The organism is Pantoea sp. QMID4 (genome assembly GCF_030270445.1).
GTDB lineage: Bacteria > Pseudomonadota > Gammaproteobacteria > Enterobacterales > Enterobacteriaceae > Pantoea > Pantoea vagans.
This window is the reverse complement of record NZ_BSXL01000006.1, coordinates 20377-38105: the sequence shown is the minus strand read 5'-3', so window position 1 is coordinate 38105 and position 17729 is coordinate 20377. Positions and strand designations below refer to the sequence as shown.

The 17729-nt window shown below is 57.1% G+C and carries 16 protein-coding genes; 7 read left to right on the top strand and 9 right to left on the bottom strand.

Annotation, left to right across the window (positions count from 1 at the left end):
- Window positions 1-27 precede the first annotated feature (27 nt).
- Genes xdhC through guaD form a run of 4 tightly spaced genes read right to left on the bottom strand, consistent with a single transcriptional unit; the run spans window position 28 to window position 5914 of the window.
- Window positions 28-804: a xanthine dehydrogenase accessory protein XdhC gene (gene xdhC, locus QSK07_RS14280; RefSeq protein WP_285721783.1), complete on the bottom strand. Its 777-nt coding sequence runs from the start codon at window positions 802-804 to the stop codon at window positions 28-30.
- Window positions 791-3157, bottom strand: a complete 2367-nt coding sequence (gene xdhB / locus QSK07_RS14275) for a xanthine dehydrogenase molybdopterin binding subunit (RefSeq protein WP_285721782.1) — start codon at window positions 3155-3157, stop codon at window positions 791-793. Before xdhB ends, xdhC begins: the two co-directional genes overlap by 14 nt.
- Entirely contained in the window at window positions 3147-4589 is a 1443-nt protein-coding gene (gene xdhA / locus QSK07_RS14270; protein WP_285721781.1) for a xanthine dehydrogenase small subunit, read from the bottom strand. Before xdhA ends, xdhB begins: the two co-directional genes overlap by 11 nt.
- Window positions 4586-5914, bottom strand: coding sequence for a guanine deaminase (gene guaD, locus QSK07_RS14265; RefSeq protein ID WP_285721780.1), 1329 nt, complete (start codon window positions 5912-5914; stop codon window positions 4586-4588). The genes xdhA and guaD overlap by 4 nt, the downstream gene beginning before the upstream one ends.
- Window positions 5915-6316: 402 nt before the next feature.
- On the opposite strand from guaD, the gene ydfG reads away from it, so the two are divergent.
- Window positions 6317-7063 (top strand): bifunctional NADP-dependent 3-hydroxy acid dehydrogenase/3-hydroxypropionate dehydrogenase YdfG, encoded by a 747-nt coding sequence (gene ydfG, locus QSK07_RS14260; protein ID WP_275219426.1) that lies wholly within the window; start codon window positions 6317-6319, stop codon window positions 7061-7063.
- Window positions 7064-7094: 31 nt separating this feature from the next.
- Here ydfG and QSK07_RS14255 read toward each other — a convergent pair whose 3' ends face one another.
- The gene (locus QSK07_RS14255; RefSeq protein ID WP_110331895.1) at window positions 7095-7421 is read right to left on the bottom strand and encodes a YnfA family protein; all 327 of its coding nucleotides are present in this window, start codon (window positions 7419-7421) and stop codon (window positions 7095-7097) included.
- A 133-nt stretch (window positions 7422-7554) separates the two neighbouring features.
- Here QSK07_RS14255 and QSK07_RS14250 point away from each other — a divergent pair, with 133 nt between their 5' ends.
- Together QSK07_RS14250 and QSK07_RS14245 are read left to right on the top strand one after the other, a co-directional pair.
- Window positions 7555-7878, top strand: coding sequence for a DUF1283 family protein (locus QSK07_RS14250; protein WP_013357904.1), 324 nt, complete (start codon window positions 7555-7557; stop codon window positions 7876-7878).
- A gap of 45 nt (window positions 7879-7923) precedes the next feature.
- A complete protein-coding gene (locus tag QSK07_RS14245) occupies window positions 7924-8220 on the top strand; it encodes a DUF1161 domain-containing protein (RefSeq protein WP_285721779.1) in 297 nt (98 codons plus the stop codon).
- Between the two features lie 38 nt (window positions 8221-8258).
- Here the strand turns inward: QSK07_RS14245 and QSK07_RS14240 are convergent, their stop codons facing one another.
- Entirely contained in the window at window positions 8259-9725 is a 1467-nt protein-coding gene (locus QSK07_RS14240) for an MDR family MFS transporter (protein WP_285721778.1), read from the bottom strand.
- 391 nt (window positions 9726-10116) lie between these two features.
- Here QSK07_RS14240 and QSK07_RS14235 point away from each other — a divergent pair, with 391 nt between their 5' ends.
- From QSK07_RS14235 to osmV, 4 genes are read left to right on the top strand one after another with little or no spacing between them, the layout of a single operon-like run.
- Window positions 10117-10833, top strand: coding sequence for an ABC transporter permease (locus tag QSK07_RS14235; RefSeq protein ID WP_013357908.1), 717 nt, complete (start codon window positions 10117-10119; stop codon window positions 10831-10833).
- Between the two features lie 17 nt (window positions 10834-10850).
- Window positions 10851-11762, top strand: coding sequence for a glycine betaine ABC transporter substrate-binding protein (locus tag QSK07_RS14230; RefSeq protein WP_098050491.1), 912 nt, complete (start codon window positions 10851-10853; stop codon window positions 11760-11762).
- Between the two features lie 9 nt (window positions 11763-11771).
- The gene (gene osmW / locus QSK07_RS14225; protein WP_010244802.1) at window positions 11772-12419 is read left to right on the top strand and encodes an osmoprotectant ABC transporter permease OsmW; all 648 of its coding nucleotides are present in this window, start codon (window positions 11772-11774) and stop codon (window positions 12417-12419) included.
- A complete protein-coding gene (gene osmV / locus QSK07_RS14220) occupies window positions 12419-13555 on the top strand; it encodes an osmoprotectant ABC transporter ATP-binding protein OsmV (protein ID WP_098050490.1) in 1137 nt (378 codons plus the stop codon). Before osmW ends, osmV begins: the two co-directional genes overlap by 1 nt.
- Before the next feature lie 496 nt (window positions 13556-14051).
- On the opposite strand, the gene QSK07_RS14215 is transcribed toward osmV, so the two are convergent.
- From QSK07_RS14215 to mlc, 3 genes are all read right to left on the bottom strand, one after another.
- Window positions 14052-15428: a nucleobase:cation symporter-2 family protein gene (locus QSK07_RS14215; RefSeq protein ID WP_285721777.1), complete on the bottom strand. Its 1377-nt coding sequence runs from the start codon at window positions 15426-15428 to the stop codon at window positions 14052-14054.
- Window positions 15429-15608: 180 nt separating this feature from the next.
- Window positions 15609-16307 (bottom strand): dethiobiotin synthase, encoded by a 699-nt coding sequence (gene bioD / locus QSK07_RS14210; protein ID WP_098050487.1) that lies wholly within the window; start codon window positions 16305-16307, stop codon window positions 15609-15611.
- Between the two features lie 113 nt (window positions 16308-16420).
- Window positions 16421-17638, bottom strand: coding sequence for a sugar metabolism global transcriptional regulator Mlc (gene mlc / locus QSK07_RS14205; RefSeq protein ID WP_098050486.1), 1218 nt, complete (start codon window positions 17636-17638; stop codon window positions 16421-16423).
- Window positions 17639-17729: the final 91 nt, after the last annotated feature.

Sequence of the window (17729 nt, the reverse complement as noted above, 5' to 3'; positions counted from 1 at the left end):
CCTGACAGGTTGCCGTGAAAGCGCAACTCAGGCGATTTGCTGCTGATACACGCTGATGATTTCACCGGCAATTGACACCGCAATCTCGGCGGGCAGCTTGCCTTTAACGTCCGGCAGGCCAATCGGACAGCGCAGGCGCGCCATCGGGGCGCTGGCCACACCCTTGCCCGCCAGCCGGTAGCGGAAACGCTGATTTTTGCTTTCAGAGCCGATCAAGCCGGCATAGCGAAAATCGCCGCGTTTCAGGACCGCTTCACAGAGTTCAAAGTCCAGTGGATGATGATGCGTCATGATAATAAAGTAGCTGCCCGCTGGCGCCTGCGCCACGCAGTCGAGCGGGTCGTCTGGCTGCAGTGTTACTACGCCTGCCGGAACGTGACTGAACTGCCCTGGACGACTGTCAATCCAGTGTATGTGACAGGGTAACGTCGCCAGGAGATTCACAACCGCCTGACCGACATGACCCGCGCCAAACAGATAGATTTCTGGCTGCGCCTGCAGCAGCGGCTCGAACAGCAGCGTGGTTTTGCCACCACAACACTGTCCAAGTCGCGCGCCGAGGCTGAAATCCTCGGTATGTGGCGCAGTTGCTCCACTTTGCAGCATCGCTCTGGCCTGGGCGATGCATGCAAATTCCAGATGACCGCCCCCGATCGTGAGAAAGCTCTCCTGTTGCGTGACGACCATTTTGCTGCCGTTGTCACGCGGCACCGAACCCTGCTCACTGAGCACGGTAATTAATACGCAGCTCTGGCGTTTTTCACGCAGCTGGTGCAGCACGCCGATCCAGTCATGATAAATCATCAATGGCTCCCGTCAGGTGCTGCACGCCCCAGAAGATCCGCTCCGGCGTGGCGGGCGCATCCAGCCCCGGGTGCTGACGGTAGTCGTCAACGCTGGCGACCGCATCCTGCAGCGCGCACCAGGCGGCGATCCCTAACATAAACGGCGGTTCGCCAACGGCCTTGGAGTGGAACACCGTGTCTTTCGGGTTTTTGCGGTTCTCCACCAGCGTCACACGCAGGTCGGCCGGGACGTCGCTGATGGCGGGAATTTTGTAGCTCGCCGGACCATCGGTCAGCAGCTGGCCTTTATCACTCCACACCAGCTCTTCGCAGGTGAGCCAGCCGACGCCCTGGACAAAGCCCCCTTCAACCTGGCCGATGTCGATGGCCGGATTCAGCGAGGCGCCGACGTCATGCAGGATATCGGCACGCAGCAGGCGGGATTCGCCGGTTAAGGTATCGATCACCACCTCGCAGCAGGCAGCCCCAAAGGCGTAGTAATAGAACGGGGTACCGCGCCCGGCCAGCCTGTCATAATGAATGCCCGGCACGCGATAGTAGCCGGTGGCGGAAAGGGGCACCTGATTGAGCCAGGCCAGCTTCGCTACCCCGGCAAAGGTGTAATGCTTTTCACCAGCGCGCACCACGCCGTTGCGGAAGCTCACCGCCGACGCATCGCACTGATGCAGTTCGCAGAGCATAGCGGTCATGCGGTCGCGCAGGATTTCCGCAGCGTTCTGCGCGGCTTTACCATTAAGATCAGCGCCGCTGGAGGCCGCCGTCGGCGAGGTATTGGGCACTTTACCGGTGTCGGTGGGGGTGATCTGAATTTTATCGGTCTCAATCTGCAGCACTTCGGCGACAATCTGAATTACCTTGGTGTTAAGGCCCTGGCCCATTTCAGTGCCGCCGTGGTTAAGCTGCACCGTGCCATCGGTGTAGATCAGGATCAGCGCGCCCGCCTGATTGAGGAAGCTGGAGGTAAAGGAGATGCCGAATTTCACCGGCGTCAGCGCCAGACCGCGTTTCAGCAGTGGACTGCGGGCGTTAAACGCTGTGATTACCGCGCGGCGCGCCTGATAGTCGCTGCTCAGCTCCAGCTGTTCAGTGATCTCATCCAGCAGATTGTCCTCAACCTGCTGGTGGTAATGGGTGATGTTGCGCTCCTGCTTGCCGTAATAGTTGCGCTTGCGCAGCGCCAGCGGGTCCAGTCCACGGTCTCGGGCGATATGATCCATGATCTGTTCAATCGCCACCATGCCCTGCGGCCCACCAAAACCGCGATAGGCGGTGTTCGAGGCCGTGTTGGTTCGGCAGCGGTAGCCGGTTACCCGCGCATCGCCAAGATAATAAGCGTTATCGGCGTGGAACATGGCACGATCGACAATGGATCCGCTCAGATCCAGCGAATAGCCGCAGTTACCGGCCAGATCGATTTTGATGCCGCACAGACGCCCGTCCTCTTCCACGCCCGCGTCGTAGCGCACAAAGAACGGATGCCGTTTGCCGGTCACGCGCATATCGTCGCGGCGTGAAAGTCGCATCTTCGCCGCCCGCCCGGTCTGGCGCGCCACAATGGCGCAGAGGCAGGCAACACCCGCTGCCTGCGTCTCTTTGCCGCCAAAACCGCCGCCCATCCGGCGCATATCGATGGTCACCTGATTCAGGCTGATACCCATCACTTCTGCCACCAGCTTCTGCACTTCGGTGGGGTTCTGAGTCGAGGAGAAAACCTGCAACTGCTGATCTTCACCCGGAACGACCATCGCCGTCTGGGTTTCCAGATAGAAATGCTCCTGCCCGCCGATATGAAACGATCCACTGACCCGATGCGGTGCACGCGCCAGTGCCGCGTCCACGTCACCGCGCTGGTGGATGTGCGGTTCCTGTACAAAGCAGCCCTGCGCCAGCGCCTGCTCCACATCCAGCAGCGGTTCCAGCACCTCGTACTCAATCACCGCCGCGGCCGCGCCAAGACGTGCGGCGTCCGACGATTCCGCCGCCACGGCGATCACGATCTGCCCCAGATATTCCACTTTGTCATGGGCCAGCAGCGGATCACCTGGCTCCAGCGGGCCAACATCATTAATGCCCGGCACATCCTGCCAGGTTAAGACGCTGACAACGCCAGGCACGGCATAACAGGGCTGCACATCTATGCGCAGGATGCGTGCATGCGCATGTTGACTCAGGCGCGGGCAGAGGTGTAGCAGACCCGGCAGTTCAGGCTTGTCGTCGATAAAACGCGCTTCACCGGAGACATGTTTTTCTGCGCTCTCATGACGGTGACTGCGGCCCACGCCGCTCTGTAAATCCGCGGCATACTGCGCCTTGATCACCTCTTCGTTGAGTTCAGGACGGTTATGAGACATAGCGGGAGACCTCAAGACAGGTTATTTCGCCGTTATGGCGATGCCAGTAGCGGCGAAGCAGATTGCGTGCCACCTGAAGGCGGTAGTCGCTGCTGGCGCGGAAATCAGATAGCGGCTGGAAATCTTCAGCCAGGGCAGCGGCTGCCCGTGACACCGTCACGGCATTTAGTGGCTGACCGGCCAGCGCCGCTTCACAATGTCGGGCGCGTTGCGGTGTGGCCGCCATGCCGCCAAAGGCGATGCGGGCTGAACTGACCACGCCCTGTTCCATCTGCAGGTTAAAGGCAGCGAACACAGCCGAAATATCATCATCCAGCCGCTTCGAGACTTTCCACGCCACAAAGTCAGGTGACACCGTCACTTTATCGATGTGAATGGCGCGGATAAACTCCCCTTTTTCCAGCTGCGTCTGGCGATAGCCGGTAAAGAACTGATCAAGCGGCAGGCTGCGCCGCTGCTCACCCCGCTGCAGCACCAGGCTGGCATTGAGGGCCAGCAGCACTGGTGAGGCATCGCCTATCGGAGAGGCGTTACCGATGTTGCCGCCGAGTGTCCCCTGTAAACGGATTTGCAGTGATGCAAAGCGTTGCAGCATCTCGCTAACGCCGGGAATGCGACTGGCAAGAAACTCGCTGACCTGCTGCAGCGAAGCGCCTGCACCCAGCAGGTAGTGATCATCAAATTCGCTGCAGACTTTGAGCGCGGCAACCTGCTCCAGTGCAATCAGCAGCGGAATTTTTTTATGTTGCTGAGTGATCTGCAGGCTGAGATCGGTGCCACCCGCAATCAGCTTCGCATCGGGATGCAACTGATAGATAGCCGCCAGCTGGGACGGGGTTTTGGGCAGAAAGCAGCGATGACCCTCATCGCCTATTTCCTGCATCTCCGGGGTGGCCAGCGCCTCAAGCCGATGTACGGTGCTGGCGGCACTGTGATCGAACTGGTCATTGACCGGCTGCGAGCAGAGCTGTTCGGCGGCGGCCATAATTGGCCGGTAGCCGGTGCAGCGGCAGAGGTTGCCCGCCAGGGCGGTTTCCGCCTGATGCCGATCCCAGCCCGCTGCCTTTTTTTGCAGGCTGAACAGCGACATCACAAAGCCTGGCGTACAGAACCCGCATTGCGAACCGTGGCAGTCAACCATCGCCTGCTGCGCCGGATGCAGTGCGCGACCGTGACGCAGATCCTCAACCGTGATCAGCTGCTTGCCCTGTAAGGCGGAGACCAGCGTCAGGCAGCTGTTGATCGTTTCATACTGCATCTCTCCCTCAACAGCTTTGCCCAGCGTGACGCTGCAGGCACCGCAGTCGCCGGAGGCACAGCCCTCTTTAGTGCCAGGCCGATGCTGACGAGTGCGCAGATAGTTAAGCACGGTGAGATTCGGGTCGAGCGCATCTTCGCTGACCAGCTGATTGTTTAACAGAAACTGGATCATGCGGCTTGCTCCTGTGCGTCGCGCTGCCAGACCGGACGACCGCCGACCCAGGTCTGGGCAATGTTGCGGTCGTCGCCCAGCGTCATTAATACGAACAGCTTTTCCCAGATATCTTTGCTGTTGCTGATGCGGAGTTGCTGCAGCGCAGAGACCGCCGGATCGAGCACCACAAAGTCAGCCTCTTTGCCGACGCTGAAATTACCAATTTCATGGTCGAGATCCAGCGCTCGCGCCCCGCCCAGCGTGGCGTGATAAAAGGCTTCGGCGGCGCTGAGCCGGTAGTGCTGCAGCTGGCCCACCTTGTAGGCTTCGCCCAGGGTCTGCAGCATATTAAAAGTGGTGCCTGCGCCGACATCGGTGCCAATACCGACTTTCACGCCCTGCTGCCAGCTGCGTTTGATGTTAAACAGGCCGCTGCCGAGGAACAGGTTTGAGGTAGGACAGAAGGCAATGGAAGAATCGGTATCGTGCAGACACTGCCACTCCTGCTCTTCCAGATGCAGGCAGTGCGCAAAGACGCTGCGGCGACCGGTCAGCTGGTGATGATGATAAACATCCAGATAACCCTCGCGCTCCGGGAACAGTTCTTTGACCCAGGCAACCTCCTGCGGGTTTTCGCTGAGATGGGTGTGCAGCCAGGTATCCGGGAACGCCTGACGCAGCTGCTGCACTTTTTCCAGCAGCTGCGGGGATGAGGTCGGCGCAAAGCGCGGCGTCAGCGCATAATTCAGCCGTCTACGTTTGTGCCAGCGCTCAATCAGCGCTCGCGTCTGCTGGTAGCTCTGTTCCGGGGTTTCGATGAGATTGTCGGGCGCATTGCGATCCATCATCACTTTGCCGGCAATCAGCCGCATGTTCAGGGCTTCGGCGGCGCTGAACAGCGCGTCGACGGATTGCGGATGCACGGTGCCAAACACCAGCGCGCTGGTGGTGCCGTTGGAGAGCAGCTGATGCAGGAAAAAGGCGGACATCTTTGCCGCGTGATCCGGGCAGTGATATTGCGCTTCAACCGGGAAAGTGTAGTGATTCAGCCACTCCAGCAGCTGTTCGCCAAAGGCACCGATCATCTCCGTCTGCGGATAGTGAATATGGGTATCGACAAAGCCCGGCACAATCAGTTTGCAGCGCAGATCGGTCACGGGATGACCCACCAGCTTCGCCTCGCTGTCCTCCCAGCTATCCAGCCCAATTACGTGTCCGTCACACAGCAGCAGCACCCCATCCTCCAGATAGCGAGCCTTTCCAGTCAGATCGTCGGGATGATCCACCACGCCAGTGAAGTCAAAGAAGCTGGCGCGTATCGCCGTATCGGTTGCTGATAGCATGGTATGTCCTTTCTGAAAGCGCGATTGTTTATCTGCAGAGGAATCTCTGTTAAAAAGCCTGCAACCTGCGTGCCAGATCCGTGATGTAACAAAAATCTTAAATATCAGTAAATTAACGCCAAAAATAGCGCGTTGCGCAACAAAAATGTCCCATAACAGCGTCGCAACCGTTTGCGGACCCGATGCAAACGGTTGCGATTCGAGATCGCGCAGATAGCTTAACGTGAGTATGGCCTGCCACTCACCAGTCTGCTCTTTTACGGTGCAGGTTGCCCTGAAAAGGCGCAGCGGGATACCCGTTAAAATCTGTTTACAGGCCAGTCTGCTTTTCCACGCGCAGAAGCAGAAACGAAATGCTATGGTGAAGCCATCGACTCTGAAAATGGCATAAGGAACAGTGAGATGATTATTTTTGTCACCGGTGCGACCGCCGGTTTTGGTGAGAGCATCACCCGCCGCTTTATTGAGAACGGTCATAAAGTGATCGCCACTGGCCGACGCGCTGAACGTCTGAAAGCGCTAAAGGATGAGCTGGGCGACAGCCTCTATACCGTGCAACTGGATGTACGTAACCGTGCCGCTATTGAAGAGGCGGTGGCAAAGTTGCCGGCCGAATGGCGAAATATAGATGTACTGGTTAACAACGCCGGTCTGGCGCTGGGCATTGAGCCTGCGCACAAGGCTAACGTGGAAGACTGGGAAAATATGATTGACACCAACACCAAGGGGCTGGTCTATATGACCCGCGCCCTGCTGCCACAGATGGTGGAGCGGGATGTGGGTCATATCATCAACATCGGTTCTATTGCCGGCAGCTGGCCTTATGCCGGAGGCAACGTTTATGGGGCGACCAAAGCCTTTGTGCGTCAGTTCAGCCTGAATCTGCGTACCGATTTGCACGGCACCGCGCTGCGTGTGACCGACATTGAGCCGGGTCTGGTTGGTGGTACCGAATTTTCCAACGTGCGCTTTAAAGGCGATGATGGCAAAGCCGGTCAGGTCTATGAGGGCGCTACCGCCCTGACGCCTGAAGATGTGACCGAAGCGGTCTGGTGGGTCGCCACACTGCCTAAGCATGTCAATATCAATAGTCTGGAAATGATGCCGGTCAGCCAGACGCTGGCGGGCCTGAAAGTGCATAAGCCGTAAGCCTCTGCCGCGCCAGCCATCACGGCTGGCGCTAGCCGCGTCCCCAGCCCAGCACGATGATCAGCATGCCGCTGAAGGCAATCAATGCACCGCTCCAGTCCCACGCACTTAACTTCACGCCATCCACCACCCGTAACCAGAGCAGTGCGGTCAGCACATAGACACCCCCGTAGGCGGCATAGACCCGTCCACTGGCGGCAGGATGCAGCGTCAGCAGCCAGACAAACAGCGCCAGACTCGCCGCGGCGGGCAGTAACAGCCACACCGATCCGCCTTTTTTCAGCCATAGCCACGGCAGAAAGCAGCCGGTGATCTCCGCCAGCGCGGTAATAAAAAACAGCAAGGCGGTCTTAATCAGCACTCTTACCTCTCCTGAACGTAAACAAACGACTCACCGCTGGTGAGCAAAGAAACGGCGATGATATACTATGAGTACTCGCTGCAACAGCCGTCCCGGATGGCGATGTTTGCGTTAACTAAAGGAAATTGTGATGAAAAAAATGATCCCTGCCGTGCTGATGGTGCTGCTCTCCACAGCAGCGTTAACTGCCACTGCGAATACTAATCGTCTGATCATTGAAGATGGCAGTTCTGCGCTGAGCAATGAAGCAGCGCGTCAGGACAAAGAGCAATGGAATGACACACGTATGCTGCGCAACAAAGTGAACACCCGCGTCGAAAAAGAGTTTGATAAAACCGATCGCGCCTTTGACACCCGCGACAAGTGCGAGCAGAGCCTCAATCTCAACGCGTACTGGGAACCTAACACCCTGCGTTGTCTGGATCGCCGTTCAGGTCGCCCGGTAGCGCCGTAAATTTGAGCTATAGTAATGACGGACGACTAACATAAGGAAGACGTGATGAAGCTACAGAGGGTTTTGTTTAGCGCGGCGTTATTTGCTCTGCCGCTGATGGCGCAGGCATCCTGCGAATCGGTAAAAGCCGATATCAGCCAGAAGATTATTCAGAACGGCGTACCTGAATCGGGTTTTAGTCTCGATATCGTTGCCAATGACCAGGTTGATCAGGCAGGCGGTCAGGTCGTCGGACATTGTGAAAACGACACACAAAAGATTGTTTACAAGCGTACAGGCCGTGACGATGAAGCCAGCGTCCCGGCCAGTGCCGGCAGTTCTCAGGATGCGCCAGCACAATAGTGAGCATCAATCAGGGCGACATCCTGTCGCCCTGCCCGTTATTCCGCCTGTTCCGGCCGCTGACGCGGCATCATCCATGCTACCCCCACCGCAAACAGTGCAATCACCAGAGCTACCACGAACACCCAGTGCAGGGATGTGGCTATCGCTGCGACCATCTGCTGCAGGTTTTCCGGCTGCAACTGCTGGCGACTGGGCTCGGACATAATTTGCTGCACCGGATCCTGCACCTGCGGCAGACGCCACTGCAGATTAAGATTCAGCACTGCCCCCATAATCGCCGTCCCCACCGCCGAACCAATCATCCGGCTGAACATGACAGACGCGGTACAGATGCCGCGGATTTGGTAATCCGCCTGGTTCTGCACAGAGACCAGGAAGGTGGTGCTGGTCACCCCCATGCCGCTGCCAATCAGAAACGCCGTGAAGCCCGCCTGATAAAGGGAGCTGGCGGGCTGCAGGAACAGCAGCAAGGCGCTGCCGGCGACCAGCAGCAGCGCGCCAAGCTGAGCAGTAAAGCGGTAGGACGTGTGCAGCATCAGTCTACCGCTCAGCGTGCTGGCCAGCGGCCAGCCAATCGACATCATTGCCAGTACACTGCCCGCCTGTAAAGGTGAGCCGCCGCTGACCCCCTGAATCCAGGTGGGCAGAAACGCGCTAATGCCCATCATCGCCGCCCCGATAATCAGGTTACCCGCATTGCCTGCCACGATTAGACGGCTGCGCCAGATCACCAGCGGAAACAGCGGTGCCGCTGAACGCTGCTCGTGGCGCCTGAGCTGCCAGCCCGCGAACAGAGAGAAAAGCAGGAACGGCACCAGCCAGAGGCCCAGCTGTTCCGCCTGCAATAGTGCAATCAACAGGGCCGTCACGCAAAGCATCAGCCAGCTACTGCCCGCCAGGTTAAGCGGCTGCGATGACGCCTCTTTCTGATGCGCCGGTAACCAGCGCGCCAGCATCAGCATGCTAATCAGGCCAATCGGCAGATTGACCCAGAAAATCACCGACCAGCTAAAGTGCTGCACCAGCCAGGCACCGGTCAGCGGCCCCACTATCGCCGCCACACCCCAGACACTGGAGAGCCAGCCCTGCACGCTGGCGCGTTCACGCGGCGAATAGATGTCGGCCACAATGGTGGAGCTGAGCGGCATGATAGCCCCCGCGCCCAGGCCCTGAAAGGCCCGGAAAAGAATCAGCCAGGTCATAGTGTGGGCAAAGCCACACAGCACCGATCCCACCAGAAAGATAGAGGTGCCGATAAAAATCATGGTTTTGCGCCCCACCCTATCCGCCAGCCGCCCATACAGCGGCACGCTGACCGCCTGCGTCAGCAGATAGATGGAGAAGACCCAGCCAAACTGCGAAAACCCGCCAAGGTCAGCAATGATGGTCGGCATCGCGGTGGCCACAATCGTGACTTCAATGGCCGCCATAAACATCGCCAGCATGCAGGCGATTAAGATCCAGTGGCGATGTCCGGTCTCGAGTTGTGTGCTGTCAGTCATAGGGTTCCTTTTTTAATCTGCAAGGCTAGCTGAAAACAGCCCGTGCAGTTTCCCACGCGTGCGCATTTTCTGCGCCATCTGTGACGGTGTCACCTGAAGTCGATGAATTTTTTTTATTGTCGCATTAGCCCAGCGGCTACGCGGCTTTAACACGCTTTTAACCTGTTCCTATCTGCCTGATTTCAGACTTAAAAGCTGGCTTGTACAAAAAAGGCCTGCTATAGCATTACACCATCTTATTCGGTATTCACTGAAAAAGAGTGGATAAACAGTCATTTTATCTACATTTTATCGCAGTTTCGGTATTGGGCGCGGCGGCTGTTTTTGCCGTACCTGTCGGGCTGTTTAGGGTTGTTATAACAATTGAGATCGTTATCAGGGAGATTCTCCTATGCAAAACGCTTCACTGGCCCGACGCGCCGGTCTGGCACTGCTTGCAGTGGTCGCGGTGATCGCGGTGCTGATCTGGGGCTTAGGCTGGGATCAGCTGGTCGCACGTAAAGTCGATCTGCTTTATCTCGGGCAACAACACCTTTTCTTAGTTTTCTGGTCAATGCTGTTCGCCTTGCTGGTCGGTATTCCCAGCGGCATCCTGCTTAGCCGCCCATTTGCGCGTCGCTGGGCCGAATACGTGATGCAGATTTTCAATGTCGGTAACACTCTGCCACCGCTCGCGGTGCTGGCACTGGCGATGGTTATCATCGGGATTGGCGACCGTCCGGCGCTGATTGCGCTGTTTCTGGCGTCGCTACTGCCCATCGTCCGCAATACCTTCTCGGGTCTGAGCGCGGTTCCTCCGTCGCTGATTGAGGCCGCCAACGGCATCGGCATGACCAAATGGCAACGTCTGCGTCAGGTTGAGCTGCCCAACGCGATGCCGGTGATCCTCTCTGGCGTGCGTATCGCCACCGCTATCAACGTTGGCACCGCGCCACTGGCGTTCCTGATTGGTGCCAGCAGTTTTGGCGAGCTGATCTTCCCGGGTATCTATCTGAATGACTTCCCGACCCTGATTCTGGGTGCCGTTGCGACTGCGCTGGTGGCACTGGTTCTGGATATGATGCTGGCCGCGCTGGGCCGCTTTCTGAGTCCGCACGCTGCGGCCTGACCACAAGGAGCTTTGCAATGCTAACGAAGTGGATTAAGAAAAGCGCTGTCGCGCTCACCGCGACACTGCTGCTAAGCCAGACGGCACAGGCGGCTGCCCCACTGGTGATGGCAACCAAAAGTTTTACCGAGCAGCATATCCTGTCAGCCATGACGGTACTCTGGTTGCAAAAGAAAGGTTTTGAGGTGGTCCCTAAACGCAATATCGCCACCACCATCGGCCGTAATGCGCTGCTGAATAAGCAGATTGATATGGTCTGGGAGTATACCGGTACGTCACTGATCATCTTCAACCACATCAGTCAGCCGATGTCTTCACAGCAGGCGTATGAGACGGTGAAACAGCTGGACGGCAAACTGGGGCTGGTCTGGCTGAACCCGGCACCGATGAACAACACCTACGCCTTTGCCATGACTCAGGAACGGGCCAAAAAAGAGGGCATTAATACAATGTCACAGCTGGTCGCGAAAGTTGAACAGGTTCGTCAGTCTGACCCGGACCACAACTGGCGGCTGGGGCTGGACCTGGAGTTCGCGGGGCGTTCAGACGGTCTGAAACCGCTGCAGAAGACTTACAATCTGGGGCTGGACCGCCCGCAGATCCGTCAGATGGATCCGGGTCTGGTTTATAACGCCATTCGCGACGGATTTGTGGATGCCGGTCTGATCTACACCACCGATGGACGGGTTAAGGGCTTTAATCTGAAGGTGCTGGAGGATGATAAACACTTCTTCCCGAGCTATAACGTGACGCCGGTCGTGCGTCAGGATGTGCTGGCGAGCCATCCGGGACTGGATAGTGCCCTTAATCAGCTCTCTGCACAGATCACCAACGAGGCGATTACCGAGCTGAACAAGCGGGTCGATATCGACCATGAGTCACCGGAAAAAGTGGCACGTGATTTCCTTCAATCTAAAAACATGCTGTAAGGAGGCACTGTGGATACCCTTCACTACATCATGGATAACTGGAGCACTCTGCTCACCCTGAGCTGGCAGCACAGCTGGCTGGTGCTGGTTGCGGTCGGTCTGGCCATTGTAATTGGCGTGCCGCTGGGCATCCTGATCGTGCGCGTCAGATGGCTGGCTACACCGATTCTCGGTATCGCCACCGTAGTACTGACCATTCCGACCATTGCGCTGTTTGGTCTGATGATCCCGCTGTTTTCGCTGATCGGTCAGGGCATCGGTGCGCTGCCAGCGATTACCGCCGTGTTTCTCTACTCGCTGCTGCCGATTGTGCGTAACACCCACACCGCGCTGGAGAATCTGCCGGACGGTCTGCGTGAAGCCGGTCGCGGCATCGGCATGACCTTCTGGCAGCGTCTGCGCTGGGTTGAAATCCCGATGGCGCTGCCGGTGATTTTCGGCGGCATCCGAACCGCCGTGGTAATGAACGTTGGCGTGATGGCGATTGCCGCCGTGATTGGCGCGGGTGGTCTTGGCCAGCTGCTGCTGGATGGCATCAGCGGCAGTGATATTCGTATGTTAATTGCCGGCGCATTGATGATTTGTCTGCTGGCTATTTTTCTTGACTGGTTGCTGCACCGTTTGCAGCAGGCGCTGACTCCAAAGGGGATTCGATAATGATCACGCTGGAAAACCTGACGAAAACCTTTACCCAGAAAAACGGCACTACTAACAAAGCCGTCGATAACGTCAGTCTGCATGTGCCAGCCGGTGAGATGTGCGTGCTGCTGGGTCCATCAGGCTGCGGTAAGACCACCACGCTGAAGATGATTAACCGCCTGATTCCGGCCACCAGTGGTCGGATCCTGATTAATGGCGAAGATACCAGTACTCAGGACACCACCACCCTGCGCCGCAACATTGGCTATGTGATCCAGCAGATTGGTCTGTTTCCTAACATGACCATCGAGGAGAACATTACCGTTGTGCCGCGCATGCTGGGCTGGAATAAGAAGCAGTGCCATGAGCGCGCCACGGAGTTAATGAGCATGGTTGCGCTGGACCCTAAAAAGTTCCTGCACCGCTATCCGCGTGAGATGTCTGGCGGTCAGCAGCAGCGTATCGGCGTTATTCGTGCGCTGGCCGCAGATCCACCGGTATTGCTGATGGATGAGCCGTTTGGTGCTGTCGACCCGATTAACCGTGAAGTGATTCAGAACGAGTTTCTGGATATGCAGCGTCAGCTTAAGAAAACCGTGATGCTGGTGAGCCACGATATTGATGAGGCGCTGAAGCTCGGCGATCGCATCGCGGTATTTGGTCAGGGCAGGATCGTGCAGTGCGCCAGTCCGGATGAATTGCTCGCGACACCTGCCAATGAGTTTGTCGGCTCGTTTGTGGGTCAGGACCGTACGCTCAAGCGTTTGCTACTGGTGCAGGCGGGCGACGTAACCGATCAGCAGCCGACCATTACCGTGCGCCGCTCGACGCCGCTTGAAGAAGCCTTTGGCACCATGGATGAGAACGATATGCGGTCGATTACCGTGGTCGATGAGGATGGCAAGCCGCTGGGCTTTGTGAAGCGGCGTGAGGCGCGAAACGTTAATGGCCGCTGCGAAGAGAAGCTGCACACCTTTAAGGTGACCGGTAAAGCCGAAGAGAACCTGCGAGTGGTGTTGTCGAAACTCTATGAGCACAATACGGTCTGGATGCCAATTGTTGATGAAGAGGGACGCTACAGCGGGGAGATTTCGCAGGATTATATCGCGGATTACCTCAGCTCGGGTCGAACCCGTCGTCGTCTGAATCCGTAATTTCGTCACATAAAAGGGTCTCATAGGCCCTTAAAATAGCTGGCATGCTTAAACTCTGATCAGTCTGGCAGCAACAAATAAGCTTAACGCGAAGGGAACTGAGTCAGAGGAGGAAAGCGTCCCGCGCCATGGACAAAAACGCCGGGAGCGTTTTTGAACAACGCAACGCGTTGGCCCGGTTACGGGCGCACCTCATGAATGAGGTGCGTAATCGCGCGGGTCGAGCAGTCAGGGATGACTCTTTTGCGTCTTTCCGATCTGACCCAGTTCTCTTCGCTGACTCGATCTTAAAGCGAATCAGTTTACGGGCTGCATGGGAACATTCTTTCTGGTATTTCAGGTAATGGTTCAGGGAGCATACGCCCTCCGCAAAGACGCAAAACCCGCCATCCATGGTCCGCTATGCTTTGCTACTGGCGTATGCTCCCATCGCTTTAATTTCTGTGTTGTATGGAAGGACAACATCGGCCCTTCTGCATTTAACGGCTTATAGCATTTAGCTCTCGGTGAGTGTTTCCGCCTCAACCTCTTCCACCACGTGTGCCTCGTCTGGCAGAACAAGATTGAGCACGATCGCCAGAATGCCGCCGGTCGTCACCGCGTGACCAAATAAATTGTTAATCAGGGGCGGGAACTGCTTCAGCACCTCCGGCACCGCTTCCACACCCAGTCCAATCCCGAATGAGATCGCGACAATCAGCATCTCGCGGCGGCCCAGCGGCGTCTGTGTCATCACCCGGATACCGGCAGCGACTACACTGCCAAACATCACCACTGTCGCCCCGCCCAGCACGGGCGACGGGATCTGCTGCAACAGCGACCCAACATAGGGAAAGAGCCCCAGTAGCGCCAGCATAATCCCCAGCAGCATACCGACATAACGACTGGCAACGCCGGTCATCTGGATCACGCCATTGTTTTGCGCAAACGTTGTGTTAGGAAAGGCAGAAAAGACTGCGGCCAGCACGCAGCTCAGGCCATCGGCAACAATACCGCCCTGCAATCGCTGCTGAAAAGGTTTGCCGGTAATCGGCTGTTGTGAAATCAGGCAGTTAGCGGTGAGATCCCCGACCGCTTCAATCACTGCAATCACAGACACCAGCGCAATCGGCAGGAAAATGGTCCAGTCAAAGGCGAAACCAAACCGGAAGAAAGCAGGCAGCACCAGCCAGCTGCTCTCCGGCACGGCCCTGAGTTGCAGATGACCGGTTAAGGCTGCTGCAATACATCCCACCGCGATGCCAGCCACCACCGCCACCAGTCGCGCCCAGCGGTTACGCGAGCGGTTCAGCGCCACGATCACCAACAGCGTTAACGCACCCAGCGCCAGATTCCCCGGCGAGCCAAAATCTGTGGCGTTGTGACCACCTGCCCAGTCAGTGATGCTGACTTTAATCAGGCTGATGCCTATCAGGGTTATTACCGTACCGGTCACCACCGGCGTCAGCACTTTACGCAGCGTGCCAACGCAACGACTGATCAGAACCGGGATCAGCGCCGCGACCAGATTGCAGCCAAACAGCATCGCCATAATCTCTTCCGGCGAGCCGCCGCGCCCTTTTACCATCAGGCCACCGGAGAGAATCACGCCCAGAAATGCGAAACTTGTTCCCTGCAGACAGATCATGCCCGCCCCGACGCCATAAAAACGTCGGGCCTGCATAAACGTGCCTAAGCCGGAGACGAACAGCGACATGCTAATCAGATAAGGAATATAGGCCTGCAATCCCAGAACCGAGCCAATAATCAGGGGTGGTGTGATAATGCCCACCACGCTGGCCAGCAGATGTTGCAGCGCGGCGAAGAACGCCGGGACGGGGCCAATGCGGGCTTCAAGCCCATATAACAAACCTTTCTCGTGCGAGTGCGACATGGTGGTGCTCCGGCTTTGTGTGATAAGCGGAGTTAATGCATTTTCTGCGCCATGACGTCAGGGGTTTACGACAGGCGATCCAGGTCTTTCAAATTCAAACAGAAATAGTTACAGACAGTCCGGGATGAGCCTGAAACTTTAGGCTCACCCCGGACTCAATTGATTTTTTTTGTTTCATAATCAGGCGATCTTTGCACTCACAGCGTGCATAGCATCCTGTTCCAGTACTGAAATATCGATCCAGGACGTGAGATCGCGCTGTTCAGCGCGCGGCAGATAAGGCAGTTCGCCCAGCAGTGGCGCAGCAATTTTTTCCTGCAAAACCTCAATAATATCGCTGTATTGTGCCAGTCCCGGATTGATGCGATTTGCGACCCAGCCGACCAGTGGCAGTCCATCCCGCGCTATCGCCTCTGCCGTCAAAAGGGCGTGACTGATACAACCCGACTGGATGCCGACCACCAGCACCACCGGAAGCTGCTGCTCAACGACCCAGCAGGAGAGCGGACGTCCGTCGTTCATCAGGCTTCGCCAGCCGCCTGTGCCCTCAACAACTACTCGATCGGCCTGCTGCGTCAGGCTGGTTAATCCCAGGGTCAGCAATCCGTAATCGATAATCTGCCCCGGATGGGTGCAGATCTCCTCTTCCTGGAAAGCCAGCGGATTGATTGCCAGATAGGATAAGTCGATTGATGACGAACTTTGCAGAACCTGTGCATCTTTGTTACGCAGGCCATCAGCGGTTTTGACGGCACAGCGCGCAACGGGCTTATAGCCCACAGCACTTTGTCCGGTCTGGATAAAACTTTGTAATAGCGCGCGGGACACCACCGTCTTGCCCACTGCGGTGTCGGTGCCGGTAACAAATAGTCTGTTCACACAACTTCTCCTCTCGAACCGTTGCGGTTAATCGGTGATTAACCTTGCTGCGAAACGGCATTTTAAGGAATGAAGGATGAGAATGAATTGCGTTAGCGCAAGTTCAGGCCTGCTTAACCTTGCAACAGTTTCACTAACAGGTGCCCGTTGTAGAGAGCGTCTTTGATCAACGCGGCACCGCCCAGCGTTCCAGGCTCGCTGAATTCAGTGGGTGCAAGCTGAATGCCGGCGCTGTAGGCAGGCAGCGACTGCTGCAGAATAGTGTTGCTTACCGCGGGAAACAGCACATCAGCAGCGGCATTGAGAGGAGAACCGATAAGAATATGTTGTGGATTGAAGATGTTGACCATCATTGCCAGGATCCGCCCAGCGTGATGCCCGGCGCTGGCAATAGTATCACGCGCCAGACGATCGCCCGACTGCGCGGCCGCACACAGTGACTGAAGCGTCAGCGGCTGGTTATTGAGCAGGCTGTCAGGCTGGGCAGACAGACGCTGCGCCGCCAGCGTCAGCAAACTGCCGGTGCTGGCTACCGTCTCCAGACAACCATGATTCCCGCAATAACACTGCTGCCCATAAGGGTCGATCTGAGTGTGGCCAATCTCGACCAGCGCCCGGCCGCTCTTGTGCAGCAGTTGCCCGCCACTGATGACGCCAGCTCCCACAGTTTCATCAATCACAATCTGAATCACATCCTGGGCACCGCGCGAGGCACCAAACAGCGACTCCGCCAGCGTCCAGGCTGAGATGTCATGCTGTACAAACACCGGTAAGCCGGTTCGCGCCGCCAGTGCATCGCCCAGCGGCATATCGCGTACCTGATAACCCGGCAGCCGATGCACCACGCCTGACGCAGCGTTAATCAACCCCGGCAGCGTAATGGCGATGGCCGTGAGACGTTCCAGCTTCTTCTGATGACGAACAAAGAAAGCATCGACCTGTTCAATCAGCGAGGTCAGTAAGGGCTGAGCAGATTCATCGGGCAGCGGGAGACTCTCTTCTGCCAGCTCACGGCTACTGAGATCGCGTAGCGTAAAGGTCATGGCACCGCGATGCAGACGAATCGCCAGATAGTGCCAGGCGTCGGTATCCAGTATCAGGCCAATTGCCGGACGGCCACGGCTGCCGGGATCCTGAAACTCAGTTTCCTGCACCAGATGCGCATCCAGCATCTCACGCACAATTTTGGTTATGCTGGCCGGAGCAAGCTGAGCACGGCGGGAAAGTTCGATACGCGAAATGGGACCGTAACGGTCAATTAATCGATATACGACACCTGCATTGGTCTGCTTGATCTGGTCAATGTGGCCAGGTTGACTGTCCGGATTCACAACCCTGCTCCCGGTTATTTTCGCGCTTCTAAATAAACATGCGCCATGGTGAGGCAGATCAGGCGACAGCGTCAAATATTTGATTAGAAAT

Coding starts and splice junctions, on each gene's coding strand:
- xdhB (WP_285721782.1), bottom strand. CDS start 3,157: ATGTCTCATAACCGTCCTGAACTCAACGAAGAGGTGATCAAGGCGCAG.
- QSK07_RS14235 (WP_013357908.1), top strand. CDS start 10,117: ATGCAAAACGCTTCACTGGCCCGACGCGCCGGTCTGGCACTGCTTGCA.
- QSK07_RS14245 (WP_285721779.1), top strand. CDS start 7,924: ATGAAGCTACAGAGGGTTTTGTTTAGCGCGGCGTTATTTGCTCTGCCG.
- ydfG (WP_275219426.1), top strand. CDS start 6,317: ATGATTATTTTTGTCACCGGTGCGACCGCCGGTTTTGGTGAGAGCATC.
- QSK07_RS14215 (WP_285721777.1), bottom strand. CDS start 15,428: ATGTCGCACTCGCACGAGAAAGGTTTGTTATATGGGCTTGAAGCCCGC.
- guaD (WP_285721780.1), bottom strand. CDS start 5,914: ATGCTATCAGCAACCGATACGGCGATACGCGCCAGCTTCTTTGACTTC.
- xdhC (WP_285721783.1), bottom strand. CDS start 804: ATGATTTATCATGACTGGATCGGCGTGCTGCACCAGCTGCGTGAAAAA.
- osmV (WP_098050490.1), top strand. CDS start 12,419: ATGATCACGCTGGAAAACCTGACGAAAACCTTTACCCAGAAAAACGGC.
- xdhA (WP_285721781.1), bottom strand. CDS start 4,589: ATGATCCAGTTTCTGTTAAACAATCAGCTGGTCAGCGAAGATGCGCTC.
- QSK07_RS14250 (WP_013357904.1), top strand. CDS start 7,555: ATGAAAAAAATGATCCCTGCCGTGCTGATGGTGCTGCTCTCCACAGCA.
- QSK07_RS14240 (WP_285721778.1), bottom strand. CDS start 9,725: ATGACTGACAGCACACAACTCGAGACCGGACATCGCCACTGGATCTTA.
- QSK07_RS14230 (WP_098050491.1), top strand. CDS start 10,851: ATGCTAACGAAGTGGATTAAGAAAAGCGCTGTCGCGCTCACCGCGACA.